Annotated in this window: 11 protein-coding genes; all 11 read right to left on the bottom strand. The window is 73.1% G+C overall.

Annotated elements, in window-relative coordinates; translation table 11 throughout:
* Nucleotides 1–60: 60 nt before the first annotated feature.
* Nucleotides 61–1,113 carry a PstS family phosphate ABC transporter substrate-binding protein gene (locus ACFV4G_RS13315; protein WP_380439633.1) on the bottom strand — a complete coding sequence of 351 codons (1,053 nt, stop codon included), beginning with the start codon at nt 1,111–1,113 and terminating at the stop codon, nt 61–63.
* Between the two features lie 320 nt (nt 1,114–1,433).
* Nucleotides 1,434–1,838, bottom strand: a complete 405-nt coding sequence (locus ACFV4G_RS13320; RefSeq protein WP_380439635.1) for a hypothetical protein — start codon at nt 1,836–1,838, stop codon at nt 1,434–1,436.
* A complete protein-coding gene (locus ACFV4G_RS13325) occupies nt 1,828–2,304 on the bottom strand; it encodes a hypothetical protein (RefSeq protein ID WP_380439637.1) in 477 nt (158 codons plus the stop codon). The genes ACFV4G_RS13320 and ACFV4G_RS13325 overlap by 11 nt, the downstream gene beginning before the upstream one ends.
* A gap of 191 nt (nt 2,305–2,495) precedes the next feature.
* Nucleotides 2,496–4,304 carry a GAF domain-containing protein gene (locus tag ACFV4G_RS13330; RefSeq protein WP_380439639.1) on the bottom strand — a complete coding sequence of 603 codons (1,809 nt, stop codon included), beginning with the start codon at nt 4,302–4,304 and terminating at the stop codon, nt 2,496–2,498.
* A gap of 54 nt (nt 4,305–4,358) precedes the next feature.
* Nucleotides 4,359–7,853, bottom strand: a complete 3,495-nt coding sequence (gene cydD / locus ACFV4G_RS13335; protein WP_380439641.1) for a thiol reductant ABC exporter subunit CydD — start codon at nt 7,851–7,853, stop codon at nt 4,359–4,361.
* 1 nt (nt 7,854) lies between these two features.
* A complete protein-coding gene (gene cydB, locus ACFV4G_RS13340; protein WP_380439644.1) occupies nt 7,855–8,856 on the bottom strand; it encodes a cytochrome d ubiquinol oxidase subunit II in 1,002 nt (333 codons plus the stop codon).
* A gap of 19 nt (nt 8,857–8,875) precedes the next feature.
* Nucleotides 8,876–10,438: a cytochrome ubiquinol oxidase subunit I gene (locus tag ACFV4G_RS13345; RefSeq protein ID WP_380439646.1), complete on the bottom strand. Its 1,563-nt coding sequence runs from the start codon at nt 10,436–10,438 to the stop codon at nt 8,876–8,878.
* Between the two features lie 356 nt (nt 10,439–10,794).
* Complete coding sequence (locus tag ACFV4G_RS13350; protein ID WP_380439648.1) at nt 10,795–12,156, bottom strand: oxygenase MpaB family protein; 1,362 nt, start codon at nt 12,154–12,156, stop codon at nt 10,795–10,797.
* Nucleotides 12,149–12,421 carry a hypothetical protein gene (locus ACFV4G_RS13355; RefSeq protein ID WP_380439650.1) on the bottom strand — a complete coding sequence of 91 codons (273 nt, stop codon included), beginning with the start codon at nt 12,419–12,421 and terminating at the stop codon, nt 12,149–12,151. The genes ACFV4G_RS13350 and ACFV4G_RS13355 overlap by 8 nt, the downstream gene beginning before the upstream one ends.
* A 66-nt stretch (nt 12,422–12,487) precedes the next feature.
* Entirely contained in the window at nt 12,488–14,020 is a 1,533-nt protein-coding gene (locus ACFV4G_RS13360) for a sensor histidine kinase (protein WP_380439652.1), read from the bottom strand.
* Nucleotides 14,021–14,036: 16 nt separating this feature from the next.
* Nucleotides 14,037–14,864, bottom strand: a complete 828-nt coding sequence (locus tag ACFV4G_RS13365; RefSeq protein WP_380439654.1) for a response regulator transcription factor — start codon at nt 14,862–14,864, stop codon at nt 14,037–14,039.
* Nucleotides 14,865–15,293 lie beyond the last annotated feature (429 nt).

A 15,293-nucleotide genomic window follows, 5' to 3' on the forward strand; every position in this document is an offset into this window, starting at 1 on the left:
CCCAGCGGGGGGGGCCCCCCGGGGCGCCCCCCCGGTCCCCCCCGGATGGTGCGGGGTTGGTCAGGAGTGGATGGAGCTGCCGCAGTCGAAGCCCTGCAGCGGCAGGAAGCCGTAGCTCTGCAGGACGGTCGCACCGGCGCTGCTGCAGATGAAGCCGCCGTTGCCGAAGATGTTCTGCAGCGCGGTGGCGTGCGCGTCCGAGCCGGTCCACTCGGCGTCACGGATGACGTTGTAGACCACGCGCGCGTAGGAGGAGGCGGCGAAGGCGTCGCTGATCTTCTGGTTCGGGACGTCGACCGGCGCGGTGCCGTCGACCGAACGGATGGTCAGCGGGCCCTGGACGTCGGCGCCGCTGCCCTGGTTGAAGTAGACCTGGCCGATGTAGTGGGCCACGGAGTAGGGGACCACGGCGTCGAGGTCGGCGAGGGCCGGGTCGCTGCCCTGGTTCTCCTGGGTGCCCTGGATGACGCAGCTGCCCGGGGTGACCGAGGTGCCGCTGCCGATCGCCTTCAGGAAGAAGGCCCGGGTGCCGGAGTCCTTCTGCGGCAGGAACGGCTTGATGGTCGCGTTGGTCAGCGTGGGGTCGATCTGGGTCCAGTTGGTGACGTTGCAGGTGTAGATGTCCTTGAGGTTCTGCGTGGTCAGGTTCGCCGGGGCGTGGCCGTTGTTCGGGGCCGCCCAGGCCACCGCGTCCTTGGCCATCGCGACGAAGTCGTCGGTGGCCGGGTCGCCGGTCGAGCCGCTGACCGGGCCGCGCGAGGAGCGGGCGAAGTCGAGGGTCGTGCTGGTGTTGGCGTTCAGCGCGTTGATGCCGGCGCCGGAGCCGTTCGGGCGGGTGATCGTGCCGGCACCGGTCTTGGGGGTGATCGGCGAGGAGCCGATCGCGTCCCAGCTGTACAGCCGCGGCGCGTTCGGGTCCGTCAGCGTCGCGTTGTAGGCGGTGGAGAGCTGGTTCAGCACGGCCTGGGTGGTGTCCGAGCCGGCACCCACGATGTCCTGGGCGGCCGGGGTGACACCGGCGGCCGGGTCGGCCACCGCGGTGCCGCTGAAGACGGTGGCGACCGAGGTCGCCAGGGCGGCGGCGGTGAGCAGCTTGGCAGCGGTCTTACGCATGTTCCTCTTCCTCCGGTGGGAGAGACGTCCATCGCGTGAATCCCGTACTCCCGGGGGGAGTTCGGGGCCGGTGGCCGCCTCCGCTGCGGCCCGTCCGGCAGTGCAGATCCTGTCCGCCGGGGCGGTTGCGCCGGAAGGGTGGTCGAGACCGGCCCCGGAATGTCGATTCGTCGGTTCGGCGAGGTTTAGCGACTGGTCAGCCGGTCCGCAACAGTGCGGAAACAAGCAGCTCAGCGGGCCTGGACGTTCTTCTCCAGGTGGCGGCTCGGGGGGTTGCCGGATACCTGCCCTTCACCGGAACAGCACGGACGGACGGCGCGCTACAGCGACCAGATGCCGTCCGGCCCCGACCGCCGCACCTCCTGCCCCAGCCGGTGGAGTCCGGCCAGGAACCCGTCGATCCCCGCCTGGCACTGGTCGCGCCGCAGGTACCCGCGCGCGCTGCGCGCCACCGGAACGGAATCGGCCGCCCCCGGCCGGGTGGTGCGCACCGGCAGGTAGGCGGCCCAGACCCACTGGCGCCCCTCGGACTGTCCGACCGAGCACCGCAGCACCGCTCTCTCGATCAGCAGTTCTCTTACGGCGTCGGCGAGTTCGTCCTCGTTGCGGTACGTCCGGACGCCCACGCCGAGCGGCCGCCCGTTGGCCGCGCGCAGCGCCCAGCCGACGCAGCGGTCGGCCGCCGGCACGACGAGCAGCCGGGGACCGCGCCGCTCAGCGGCCATCGGTGCGTCTCAGCGACGCGGTCCGCCCCGGCAGTTCACGCCTAGGCAGTTCCCCTGTGGGCGGCTCACGCCCGGGCAACTCGCGCGCCGAAAACTCGCGCGCCGGCTGCTTGGTGAGCAGCACGACGAAGCGGCGGAACGCGTTCTGGCAGGTGGCGTACCGCTCGTAGGCCCGGCTGGAGCGCACCTCGGGGAGGCTGCGGGAGCCGGGGACGACCCAGATCCATCCGATGCCGTCCCGGACGTGGGTGATGCGCGCGGTGAGTTCGGCGGCGCCGGCGCGCAGCCCGTCGAAGCCGCGCTCGGCCTCGCCGACCGTCTCGAACGCGGCCGGGGTGATGGCGACCACCCGCCCGTTCGGCGCCTTGAGCTGCCAGCGGTAGCGCCCGTCCGGCGCCCGCTCGGTGCGGAACCCCCCTCGGCTCGCTGGTCCTGCTGCGGCGTGACCACGGCCCGACGCGTCCACTGCTCCCCCCGTCCGGTTCCCCTCCGAGACGGAGCAAAGCTATGTGTGCACACGGACACGCCGGAAGGGGCGGACGCCGACAACTTACGCCGTTGGTCGGGAAGTTCTCCCTTGTTCAGCTTTCACCAATCCACCACCGGGCCTCCCCCCGTCGTCCCCGAACCGTTCGTGTTCCGGGCCCGCTTCGACGCTCAGAGCCGGGACGTCCAGCAGACCCTCGTGCCCTTCCCGTACGGGCCGCCCTCGTGCCACGCGTCGCCACCGAGGGCCTCGGCGCGGCGGGTGAGGTTGAGCAGGCCGCTGCGCCGGCCGCCCGCGGGGATGCCGACGCCGTCGTCGGTGACGGTGAGCAGCACGCCGGGCCGGCCGCCGCGGTCGAGCGACTCCGGGTCGCCGCCGACCGGGTGCCCGGCGTCGTCGAGGTGGACGGTGGCGTCGATCTCCACGCCGACCCGGGAGGCCCGGGCGTGGCGGGCCGTGTTGGAGAGCATCTCCCGCAGTGCGGCCAGCAGTTGACGCCCGGTCTTGTCGCCGACGAGGCTCTCCACCGGCCCGACGAAGCTCACCGCGGGCTTGAAGCCGAGCGCCGCCGCGGCCTGGCTGGCCTCGCGCAGGACCCGGGTGCGCAGGGTGTCGGGGACGTCGCCGTGGTTGTCGTGCTGGAGCGCGTAGATGGTGGTGCGGACCTCCTGGATGGTGGCGTCGAGTTCGTCGACGGCCTTGCCGATGCCGACCTTCACCTCGGGCACGACGGAGCGGCGGGCGGCGCTCTCCAGGATCATCCCGGTGGCGAACAGCCGCTGGATCACGAGGTCGTGCAGGTCGCGGGCGATCCGGTCGCGGTCCTGGAAGACGGCGAGGCGCTGCTGGTCGCGCTGGCCCTCGGCGAGCCGCAGGGCGAGCGCGGCCTGCGAGGCGAAGGTCTCGGCGAGCTGCTTCTCGCTGTCGGTGAAGGGCAGCGCGCCGCGCGCGCGCCAGACGCAGAGCCCGCCGAGGACCCGGCCGGCGGCGACCATCGGGACGGCCATGGACGGGCCGAAGCTGCGGGCGAGCCGGATGACCACGGTCGGGTCGCTCGACATGTCGTCGAGGTACACGCTCTCGCCGGCGAGCAGCCGGGTGGCGAAGCTGTCCTTGGGCAGCAGCTCGCCGCGGACGAACTCGGCCGCCTCGCCGGACGCGTGGGCGACGCGCATCTGGGAGACGTCCTCGCCGTCGGCGGCGGTCGGCAGCAGGATCATGCCGAGCGAGGCGTCCGCCAGCTCCCGCACCTGCTCGGCGGCGACGGTCAGCGCGACCTCGGCCTCGTCGGTGGAGAGCAGCGCCGTGGTGACGGCGGCGGCGCCGGCGATCCAGCGCTCGCGGCGCCGGCCCTCCTCGTACAGGCGGGAGTTCTCGATGGCGACGCCGGCCGCGGCGGCGAGCGCGTTCACCACCTGCTCGTCCTCGGGGGTGAAGGCGCCGCCGCCCTTCTTCTCCGTCAGGTAGAGGTTGCCGAACACCTCGTCGCGGACCCGGATCGGCTCGCCGAGGAAGGTCTTCATCTGCGGGTGGTGCGGCGGGAACCCGGAGGAGCGCGGGTCGCTGCCGAGGTCGGCCAGGCGCAGCGGTTCGGGGCGGTCGATGAGCGCGCCGAGGATGCCGCGCCCGGCGGGCAGTTCGCCGATCTCGGCGGCGGTCGCGTCGTCGATGCCGACGTGGATGAAGTCGGCCAGGCCGTGCCCGCCGGGGGCGATCACGCCGAGGGCCGCGTACCGGGCGTCGACGAGTTCGGCGGCGCCGGTGGCGATGCGGTGCAGGGTGGCGTGCAGGTCGAGTCCGGCGCCGATGGAGACGACGGCCTCCAGCAGCCGCTGCATCCGGTCGGTGACGGCGGCGGCCGACTGGAGGCGTTCCGCGACCTCGGTGACCAGGGTGTCCAGGCCGAGCGAGGCGATCTCGGGCACCCGGTGGGGGGTGGGCTCCGGGGCGGCGGCGGGGAGGTCTGGCGTGGGGTCCATGAAGATGAGCCTAGTTTGTACGGTTTTCATCCGAAGGACGGCGCGACGGAGCGGCTACCGGGCCACCAGCGGGCCGTCCGCCTCCAGCAGGCCGTCCGCCTCCCGCTCCCGCCGCCACATCGCGTGCAGCCGCCCGTCGCCGTCCGCGAGCAGCTCCGACCAGCGGCCCCGCTCGGCCACCCGGCCGCCGTCCAGCACCAGCACCTCGTCCACGGTGTCGTCGTCCAGCCCGGCCAGCCGGTGGGTGATCAGGACGGTGGTGCGGCCGGCGGTGGCGGCGAGCAGGTCGGCGGTGAGCGCGTCGGCGGTGGGCAGGTCGAGGTGTTCGGCGGGCTCGTCGAGGACGAGCACCGGGAAGTCGGCGAGCAGGGCCCGGGCGAGCGCGAGGCGCCGGCGCTGGCCGCCGGAGAGGCGGGCGCCGTGCTCGCCGACCATGGTGTCGAGGCCGTCCGGCAGGCCGTCCGTCCAGTCGAGCAGCCGGGCGCCGGCCAGGGCGGCGCGCAGTTCGTCCTCGTCGGCGCCCGGCCGGGCGAGGCGCAGGTTCTCCCGGAGCGAGCTGTCGAAGACGTGGGCGTCCTGCGCGCAGAGGCCGATCACCCGGCGGACGTCGTCGCCCGGGAGCGCACGGCTGTCCACAGCCTGTGGACGGCCGGCGGCGAAGGTGACGCCGCCCGCAGCCGGCTCCAGGAAGCGCAGCAACGCCTGGGCGAGCGTGGTCTTGCCGGAGCCGGACGGGCCGACGACGGCGATCCGGCGCCCGGGCGCGAGATCGAGGTCCACCCCGGACAGGGCGTCCTCGGCCCGTCCGGGGTAGCGGACCGCCAGGCCGCGCACGGCGATCGGCAGCGGCTGCGCGGGCAGCGCCGCCGCCTCGACCGGCTCGGTGACCGCGGGCTCCGCGTCCAGCACTTCGTCCAGCCGGGCCCGCGCGGCGCGGCTGCGCTGGCGGGCCTGGACGGCGAGCGGCATCCCGGTGACGGCCTCGAACGCGGCGAGCGGGGTGAGCACGACGACGGCCAGGCAGACCGGCGCCAGCGCCCCGGTGTGCACGCCGCGCAGGCCGACGGCCGCGGCGGCGGTCACCGTCAGCCCGGCGAGCAGCGTGATCAGCCCGGTGCCGAGCGCGGTGGTGGCGGCCGAGCGGGCGGCCAGCCCGGTCAGCGCCGCGTCGGCGCTGCGGACGGCGGCGAGCCGACCGGGCAGCGCACCGGCGACGGTGAGTTCGGCGGTGCCGGAGAAGGCGTCGACGACGGCGGTGGTGAGCCGTCCCCGCGCCGGGGCCTGCCGCCGCTCGGCACCGGCCGACCAGCGGGCGGCCAGCGCGGGCACCACGGCGCCCGCGAGCAGCAGCCCGACGCCGAGGACGACACCGGCGGCGGGCAGGAAGGCGCCCATCGCGACGGCCGCGGCGAGCGACACGACGCCGGCGACGGCGGCCGGCAGCCGCCAGCGCAGGTAGTGGTCCTGGATCGCGTCGACGTCGGCGACCAGCCGGGAGAGCAGGTCGCCGCGCCGGAACGCGGGCAGTGCGGCCGGGGCGAGCGCGGTGAGCCGCCGGTAGACGGCGGCGCGCAGCGTGCCGAGGGTGCGCAGCACGGCGTCGTGCGAGACGAGCCGTTCGGCGTACCGGAAGACGCTGCGGCCGATGCCGAACGCGCGGACGGAGGTGACGGCCATCATCAGGTAGAGCACCGGCGGCATCTCGGAGGCGTACGAGATGAGGTAGCCCGACGTGGCCATGAGGGCGACGGCGCAGCCGAGGGCGAGCGCGCCGAGCAGGATCGACAGCGCGAGCCGGGGCGCGGCGGTGCCGGCCGGGGTCTCGTCCTCGACGGCGGTCGCGGCCACCGGGCGTCCGCTGTGGGGCAGGAGCTCGACCGCGGCGGCGGCCGGAGCGGCGGCGCCCGCCAGCCGCACCCGCTCGTCCGCGACGGCCAGCAGCGCCGGCCGGTGGGCGACCACCAGGACCGTGCGCGCCGGGTCCTCGGCGAGCGCCCGGACGGCCTCCACGACGGCCGCCTCGGAGGCGCCGTCCAGGTTGGCGGTCGGCTCGTCGAGCAGCACCAGCGGGCGGTCGTCGGCGAGCAGCACGCGGGCGAGCGCGATCCGCTGCCGCTGCCCGGCGGAGAGCCCGGCGCCGTCCTCGCCGAGGACGGCGTCCAGGTCCGTCACGAAGTCCAGCGCGTGGGCGGAGCGCAGCGCCGTCCACAGCTCGTCGTCGCTCGCCTGCGGCCGGTGCAGGCGCAGGTTCTCGGCGACCGTCCCGGCGAACAGGTGCGGGTGCTGCGGCACCCAGGCGATCTGCCGCTGCCAGGTGGCCGGGTCGAGCTCGGCCAGGTCGTACGCGCGGCCGTCGGCGGCGGTGATCCGGACGGTGCCGGCGTCCGGCGCGGTCAGGCCGAGCAGGACGGACACCAGGGTGGACTTGCCGGCCCCGCTCGGTCCGGTCAGGGCGACGGTGGCGCCCGGACGCAGCGTCAGCCCGGCGCCGTCCAGCGCGGGCTCCGTCCGCCCGGGGTGCCGCACGACCAGGCCGTCCGCCGTCACGGTCGCGTCGGCGAGCGCGGGGGCCGGGACGACCCCGGCGGCGGGCAGCGGCGTCTCCAGCACCCCGAAGATCTCGTCCGCCGCCGTCAGCCCCTCCACGCTGGAGTGGTAGAGCGCGCCGACCTGGCGGATCGGGAAGTACACCTCGGGGGCGAGGATGAGGATCAGCAGCCCGGTCTCCAGGTCGAGCGTGCCGTCCACCAGCCGGAACCCGACGGACACCGCGACCAGCGCGACCGACAGCGTGGAGAGCAGCTCCAGCGCGAACGAGGAGATGAACGCGATCCGCAGGGTGCGCAGGGTCGCCCGGCGGTAGTCGGCGGTGATGCGGGCGATCGTGGCGGCCTGTGCCCGCGCCCGGTTGAACACCTTGAGGGTGGGCAGGCCGGCCACCACGTCGAGGAAGTGGTGCGAGAGCCGGGCCAGGGTCTGCCACTGCCGGTCCATCCGGGACTGGGTGGCCATCCCGATCAGCACCATGAACAGCGGGATCAGCGGCAGCGTCCCGGCGATGATCGCGGCCGAGGTGAGGTCGGCCCCCGCGATCCGCAGCAGCACGATCGCCGGCACGGCCACCGCGAGCGCCAACTGCGGGAGGTAGCGCGCGAAGTAGTCGTCGAGGGCGTCGACGCCGCGGGTCGCGAGGGTGGTGAGCTCGCCGGTGCGCCGGCCCGCCAGGTAGGCCGGACCGAGCGCGGTGGCGTGGTCGAGCAGCCGGCGCCGCAGGGTGGACTTCACCCGGGCGACGGACCGGTGCGCGGTGAGCTCGGTGAGCCAGCCGACCAGCCCCCGCCCGACGGCGGTCAGCGCGAGCAGCACCAGCGGGGTGGTGAGCTCGCCGGGCGTCGCCCCGTGCCGGAAGCCGCGCACGACGATCTCGGCGAGCAGGCTCGCCTGCGCGACCACCAGGACGGCGCCCGCCGCGCCGAGGAGCACGGATCCGGCGAGGAAGGCCCGGGTGGTGCGGGCGTGCCCGAGCAGTCGCGGGTCGACCGGCTTCATGTCAGTGCCCGGCCGGGATGTGCTGGACGCCGATGCGCTTGCGGAACACCCAGTACGTCCAGCCCTGGTAGAGCAGCACGAGCGGGGTGAACACGGCCGCGACGATCGTCATCAGCTTCAGCGTGTACGGCGAGGACGCGGCGTTGGTGACGGTCAGGCTCCACTCGGGGTGCAGCGTCGACGGCATGACGTTCGGGAAGAGCGCCAGGAACAGCATCGCCACCGCCGCCACGATCGTCGCCCCCGAGAGGATGAACGCCCAGCCCTCGCGGCCGCGTTGGTTGGCGACCAGGGCGCCGGCCAGGGCCGCCACGGCGACCACCAGGGCCACCAGGCTCCGGCCGTTGCCGCTGTCCGCCTGGGTCCAGGAAAGGAAGGCGAGCGCCAGCACCGCCGTCACCGTCCCGGCCAGGAGCGCGGCCCGGCGCGCCCGCAGCCGGATCTCGCCGACCGTCTTCAGCGCGGCGAACACCGCGCCGTGGAAGGTGAAGAGGCCGAGCGTCACCAGGCCGCCGAGCAGCGCGTACGGGTTGAGGAGGTCCCAGAGGGTGCCGACGTAGTTCTTCTGCGCGTCGATGTCCACGCCGCGCACGATGTTGGCGAAGGCCACGCCCCACAGGAAGGCCGGGATCAGCGAGGTCCAGAAGATGGCCTCCTCCCAGTTCCGCTGCCAGCACTCGCCGTCGCGCTTGGCCCGGTACTCGAAGGCCACGCCGCGCACGATCAGGCAGACCAGGATGGCCAGCAGCGGGAGGTAGAAGCCGCTGAACAGCGTCGCGTACCAGTCGGGGAAGGCCGCGAAGGTCGCGCCGCCGGCGGTCAGCAGCCAGACCTCGTTGCCGTCCCACACCGGGCCGATCGTGTTGATCAGCACCCGCCGCTCGGCGGTGGTCCTGGCCAGCGGCTTGGTGAGCACGCCGATCCCGAAGTCGAAGCCCTCCAGGAAGAAGTAGCCGATCCACAGGACGGCGATCAGGACGAACCAGACGTCGTGGAGTTGCATGTCAGATCCCCTGTGGTGCTCAGTAGGCGAACGCGAGCGGCTTGTCGGCGTCCTCGTCCGCGGACGGTCCGCGCAGGGACGGGTCCACGGTCGGCGGCTGCTCGGATACCACCGGACCGGCCTTGGCGTACTTGACCAGCAGCCGGACCTCGATGACGGCGAGGATCGCGTACAGCGTGGTGAAGGTGACCAGGGCCCCGATCTGGGTGCCGACGCCCACGTTGGGGGAGACCGCACTGGCCGTGGTCATCAGGCCGAACACGGCCCAGGGCTGGCGGCCCATCTCGGTGAAGATCCAGCCGAAGCTGTTGGCGATCAGCGGGAAGCCCATGGTCAGGATGCCGATCCGCCAGCTCCACTTGGTCAGCAGCGGGCCCAGTTCGCGCTTCGGGGTGAGCATCAGCCGCGGCACCTCGGTGTCGCCGGTGCGGAACTCGGGGTGCAGGAAGAGCTTGCGCCGGGTGGTCCAGAGTCCGACCAGACCGGCCGCGAAGGAGGTCATCCCGAAGCCGATCATGAGGCGGAAGCCCCAGAAGGTCATGAAGATGCTCGGGATGTAGTCCTTCGGATCGCCGCCGTACTTGGCGGCCTCGGCGGCCGCGGTGTCGTTGATGCCGGGGACGGAGGAGCTGAAGTCGCTGTGCGCGAGGAAGGAGAGTATCCCCGGGATCTCCAGCTCGACCGAGTTGTGGCCCTTGCTGACGTCACCGATCGCGAAGACCGAGAACGGCGCCGGCGACTGGGTGTCCCACAGCGCCTCGGCGGCGGCCATCTTCATCGGCTGCTGCTCGAACATCACCTTGCCCAGCGAGTCGCCGCTGATCGCGGTGCCCAGGCCGAAGACGACGGCCAGCACCAGGCCGAGCCGCAGCGACGTGCGCATCACGGCGGTCTTCTTGGGGTCGGCGGTCTCCGCCCCTCCACTCTTCTCAAACAGCCGCTTGGCCTTCCAGAGGTGGAAGGAGGCGATGCCGACCATGAAGGCCGCGCCGGTGAGGAAGGCGGCGGTCAGGGTGTGCGCGACGACGGTGAGGGTGGTGTTCTGGAACAGCACCTCGGTGATGTCGGTGAGCTGCGCCTTGCCGGTGACCGGGTCGATCGCGTAGCCGACCGGGTGCTGCATCCAGGAGTTGGCGGCGAGGATGAAGTAGGCGGAGAGCACGGTGCCGAGGGCGACCATCCACATGCACGCGCAGTGGATCTTCTTCGGCAGCTTGTCCCAGCCGAAGATCCACAGGCCGATGAACGTGGACTCGAAGAAGAAGGCGATCAGCGCCTCCATCGCGAGCGGGGCCCCGAAGACGTCGCCCACGAACCGGGAGTAGTCCGACCAGTTCATCCCGAACTGGAACTCCTGCACGATGCCGGTGACCACGCCCATCGCGATGTTGATCAGGAAGAGCTTCCCCCAGAACTTCGTGGCGTGGAAGTACTTCTCCTTGTTCGTCCGCACCCAGGCGGTCTCCAGTCCGGCCACGACGGCGGCCAGGCTGATGGTGAGCGGGACGAAGAGGAAGTGGTAGACGGTGGTGATGCCGAATTGCCATCTGGCGATGGTTTCGTGAGCGATTGCCAGTTCCACGTCGCCCTCTCTCCAACCTGCCCTTTCGGGCACATTCCGGACAAACTTCTTCTTTAGCCGTAGACCGCTGCCTAACCACGCAAGCTTGTCCGCTTGTGAACGTGAACACGTTCACAAGGGCCAGTATCCATCATCCTTACGGGGGGTCCTCACGCGGGGTTGGGTTTGACCAGGGCGAAGGCCTGCAAGGCGGTGCGCACAGTCTGCGGAGCCCCGCGCGGCAGCGACAACGAACGCCCGGGCGGATCCGGTGATCGTCTTGGACGCCCCGGCACTTGACACGGCCGCCCCACCGGCCCCGGGGCGGACAGCGTGAAAGGGCGCCCCGGAACTCCGGGGCGCCCTACCTCCCGACGCTACGGACGGCCGAGCAGCCAGGTGCCGGGGGTGGAGGGGGCGCGGGCCGTGAAGAAGGCGGTGAAGCCGCGCAGGAACTCGTCCAGGGTGATCCGGCCGTCCCCGTCGGTGTCCAGCTGGCGGAAGCCGTGGGAGAGTTCGGCCGGGTGGACGCGCGGGCCGCCGAAGACGGCGCGGTACTCGTCGGCGTCCAGGTGACCGTTTCCGTCGGTGTCGGCGGCGGTGAAGACGGCGCGCAGCGCGGGCAGCAGGCCGGCCTCCAGGTAGGCCGGGTCGCGGTCGCAGCCGGCGATGGTGGCGGCGACGAACTCCTCCCGGCTCACCTCACCGTCGCCGTCGGCGTCCATGCTCTCGCGCAGCTGCTCCCACCAGCCCTCGAAGGCCGTGTGGACGGCGGCCTCGCCGGCGTCGTCGAGCTCCAGCTGCCAGCACACGTTGTGGGCCATCGCCCGCAGGTCGTGCACCGTGAGCCGGCCGTCGCCGGTCTGGTCGAGCACCTCGCGGAAGAACCGGTCCAGCCGGGGCCGACGGGTGTCCCGCCGCGTCGGGCGCCAGCGGGATGGCGGGCGCTGCTCCGGCGAGCGGTAGCGCAGGTGGTCCGGCAGCCGGCGCAGGACGCCCCCGGCGCCGTGGTGCAGCAGCCGGGACAGCAGGGCGGCACGGCGGGTGCGGACCAGGCCGAAGCGCTCCCGGACGACGGGCGGCAGGTCGGCGATCGTCAGCGCCGTCACCACCCGGGCCACCACCGCCCGCACGGCACGCCAGCCCGCGTCCCCGAGGAACCGGAGCCGGCGCGGCCGGGGCGCCTCGCGCAGGATGTCGAACAGCAGGTAGCGCGCCGACTCGGTGAACTCCAGCCGCTCTCTGGCGACTTTGACGAAGTATCCGGGCAAGTCGGCTGCCGACTGCGGGAGTTCACCCGCCAGAAGCCCGAAGGCGGCAACGACTTCGACGAACTCGCGATACACCTGGTCGAGTTCGCCACGGTCGTACGGATCTCCGCCCAACTCTCGCATGGTGACGACCGATTCGAAGAGCGTCAGCAGCACCCACGCCCTGGTCGCCGCGTCCTTCGCGTCGTACGCACGCCCGTCCGCGTCCGTCCCGCGGATCCGCTTGTGCGCCCGCTCCAGCCGCGCGACCTCGCGCCGGAGCGCGTCGGCGTCCTGGTAGAACAGCCGCCGCCCGCTCCCCAGCGTGTGCTCCACCCGCCGCCACGGATGCGCGTGGTACGTCGAGTGCTCGTCCATCCCCGCCCCGACCACCGGATGCGCCGCCTGCAACACCAGCAGCCGCCACGCGACCAGCCCCACCCGCCACTCGGCCAAGTCCCGCCGGAACGACACCCCCGCCTCAGCCACGCCGCTCCCCGGTGATCTCCGGCCCGATGACGAACCCCTTGGCCGGGCCCTCCTCGATCACGGCTTCCTTGCCGTACGGGACCCGCGCGGAACGGTTGTAGGCCCGGCGTTCGACATCCGGGTCGGTGAGGATCGTCACCGCGCCGCCGTGGTCGTCATCGTCGATGATCTCGGCCCTGACGTGCTCCGGGACTCTGAAGCGTTTCCAGACGTCCCAGAGCCGTTCTTCGGGGCTCATCACGCTTTCCTCGGCCTCGGGGTTCATGGTCCGAACCGTGGCACGGATCCTGCCCGCCGATCGGGTGATCGGGTCGTATTCACCCGATCGGGGTCAGGAGGCCGTGGTCGTCGGGAGTTCGACGCGGAAGGTGGCGCCGGCGCCCGGGGAGGTTTCGAGGGTCAGCGTGCCGCCGTGCGCGTGGGTGAGGGCGGTGGCGATGGCGAGGCCGAGGCCGGCGCCGCCGCCGTCGTGGCGGCTGCGGGAGGCGTCGACGCGGTAGAAGCGCTCGAAGACCTGGAGGGCCTGGTCCTCGGTCAGGCCCGGGCCAGCGTCGGCGACCTCCAGGAGGCAGACGCCGCCCGGGCCGCCGCCGACGCCTATCCGGACGGGGGTGCCGGGCGGCGTGTGCTTGACGGCGTTGCCGACCAGGTTGGTGACGACCTGGCGCAGCCGCGCCTCGTCGCCGAGGACGGGGGCCGCGCCGGGGGCGCCCGTCCCGGCCGGGCCGGTGAGGGCGACCGGGCGGGTCGGGTCGAGGGCGGTGAGGTCGTGCAGGGCGTCGGCGGCGAGGGTGCGCAGGTCCATCGGGGCGAGGTCGAGCGGGCGTTCCTCGTCGAGCCGGGCGAGCACCAGGAGGTCCTCGACGAGGGCGCCCATGCGCACGGCCTCGCTCTCGATCCGGGTCATGGTGCGCCGCACGTCCTCCTCGGTGGGCAGCGCGCCCATCCGGTACAGCTCGGTGAAGCCGCGGATGCCGGCCAGCGGGGTGCGCAGTTCGTGCGAGGCGTCGGCGATGAACCGCCGCATGCGGGCCTCGGATTCGGCGCGCGCGGCGAACGCGGCCTCGATCTGGGTGAGCATCCCGTTGAGCGCGATGGACAACCGCCCGACCTCGGTGCGGCGGGAGGGCCCGGGCATGCGGTGGGAGAGCTCGCCGGCCGCGATCCGGGCCGCGCCGGCCTCGATGCGCCGCAACGGGCGCAGCCCGGTGCGGACGGCGAAGAAGCCGAGGGCGGCGATGATGACGAACACGGCGCCGCCGATGGCGAGGAAGGAGGTGCGGAGCTTGCCGATGGTCGCGTCGATGTCCTCGCGGGAGACGGCCACCATCAGGTAGGTCGGGGTGACGAGCGGCGACGCGTAGGGGCTGACGACCGTCCCGGCGCCGGGCGTCTTGGCCGGCTGGAGCGGCAGGACGAGCACCCGCCAGCTGCGGTGGCCGCGCTGGTCGGGCAGGTCGAAGGGCACGTCGGGCGCGGTGGCGGCCGGGTCGAGGCCGGCCAGCTGGGGCGCCGGGTCGCTGTCGGAGACGGGCTGGCGCATGACGCCCTGCACCTTGCCGTCGGAGGTGAGGTACTGCACCAGGTACTGGCTGGGCAGGCCCTGCCCGCGCCGCCCGTTGACGGGCAGCCGCCCCCCGGCGTCGGGCGGGCTGAGCTTGCCCGGCGACCGGTGGGACATCGGCAGCCCGAAGCGCTGGAGCTGCTGGTCGAGCTGCTCGACCAGCTGCACCCGGACGGTGCCGAGCACGATGGTGTCGCTGACCACGAGACCGGTGGTGACGAGGGCGAGCACGAGCACGAGCAGCCGGGCACGCAGCGAGAGCCGGGAGGTGAAGCGGGGCAGCACGGGACGGATCGGCACGGTCGGGCGGGTCCGGTCAGCCCTGCGGGGGCCGGCGCAGGGCGTAGCCGATGCCGCGCACGGTGTGGATCAGCTTGGGGCCGTGGGCGGGGCCGGAGTCGAGCTTGCGGCGCAGGTAGGAGATGTAGGACTCGACGATGGAGAGGTCGCCGCCGAAGTCGTAGGCCCACACGTGGTCGAGGATCTGGGCCTTGGAGACGACCCGGCCGACGTTGGCCATCAGGTAGTGCAGCAGCTTGAACTCGGTCGGGGAGAGCGAGACCGGGATGCCGCCGCGGGTGACCTCGTGGGCGACGGGGTCGAGGCTGAGGTCGGCGACGATCAGCCGGCCGTCCTCGGCGGGGCCGCCGGCCCGGCGCAGGATGGCGCGGATCCGGGCGATCAGCTCTTCGAGGCTGAACGGCTTGGTGACGTAGTCGTCGGCGCCCGCGGCGAGGCCCTGGACCTTGTCGCCGACGCCGTCCTTGGCGGTGAGGAAGAGCACCGGGAGGTGGTCGCCGGGGTGGCCGTGGGCGGGCCCGGCGATCTGGCCGCGGCTGGTCTGCTCGCGCAGCTTCTCGACGACGGTGAAGCCGTCGAGGTCGGGGAGCATGACGTCGAGGACGACGAGGTCGGGACGCTCGTGGGCGATCAGCCGCAGGGCCTCGGTGCCGGTCGCGGCGGAGGCGACCCGGAAACCGGAGAACCGCAGGGAGGCGGAGAGCAGTTCGCGGATGTTGGGCTCGTCGTCGACGACGAGGAGGAAGGCCTCACCCGGCCCGCCGGCCACGGCGGAGCCGCCTGGCGTGGTCACAGTGCCTTGCACGGGGGTTTCGCCTCCCGGTCGGACGATGGCGTTCAGCATGAGGCTAGCCCCCGGAGGCTATGCGGCATGGATGAATGTTGGATTAACACCTTATCGGTCGGTTTTTGGCCGACAGGCCTACGACGAAGGGCTGGGTGGTGTGCGTACCGGCGAGTACGCAAACGCCGCCGGCCGGAGAGGTGGCTCCTGCGTCGCACGCGGCAGGGTCGACTCCGCGATCAGCTCGAACTGCCGCGGCGAGGTACGTGAAGCCCGTCCCCATGACCGGGCCGGCAAAGGGGTTCAGGCGGGCCTCCATCGTCCACTCCCAGGGTGCCGGTCGTGCGCTGTCACCGACGAAGGCAGGACAGCCCCTCACTGCGGGAAGCGGGGGGGGGGGGGGGGCGGGGCGCGGGGGGGGGGGCGCGCGGGCGTCGCACTGGGGACGCGGGGCGGGGGGGGGGGGGCGGGAGGCGAGGGCGGCGGTCG

It is taken from the genome of Kitasatospora sp. NPDC059747, from assembly GCF_042732955.1.
Classification (GTDB): Bacteria; Actinomycetota; Actinomycetes; order Streptomycetales; family Streptomycetaceae; genus Kitasatospora.

Excerpts from the sequence above, each read along its gene's own strand:
- cydB (WP_380439644.1), bottom strand. The coding sequence starts at position 8,856 with ATGCAACTCCACGACGTCTGGTTCGTCCTGATCGCCGTCCTGTGGATC.
- ACFV4G_RS13315 (WP_380439633.1), bottom strand. The coding sequence starts at position 1,113 with ATGCGTAAGACCGCTGCCAAGCTGCTCACCGCCGCCGCCCTGGCGACC.
- ACFV4G_RS13365 (WP_380439654.1), bottom strand. The coding sequence starts at position 14,864 with ATGCTGAACGCCATCGTCCGACCGGGAGGCGAAACCCCCGTGCAAGGC.
- ACFV4G_RS13355 (WP_380439650.1), bottom strand. The coding sequence starts at position 12,421 with ATGAACCCCGAGGCCGAGGAAAGCGTGATGAGCCCCGAAGAACGGCTC.
- ACFV4G_RS13330 (WP_380439639.1), bottom strand. The coding sequence starts at position 4,304 with ATGGACCCCACGCCAGACCTCCCCGCCGCCGCCCCGGAGCCCACCCCC.
- cydD (WP_380439641.1), bottom strand. The coding sequence starts at position 7,853 with ATGAAGCCGGTCGACCCGCGACTGCTCGGGCACGCCCGCACCACCCGG.
- ACFV4G_RS13320 (WP_380439635.1), bottom strand. The coding sequence starts at position 1,838 with ATGGCCGCTGAGCGGCGCGGTCCCCGGCTGCTCGTCGTGCCGGCGGCC.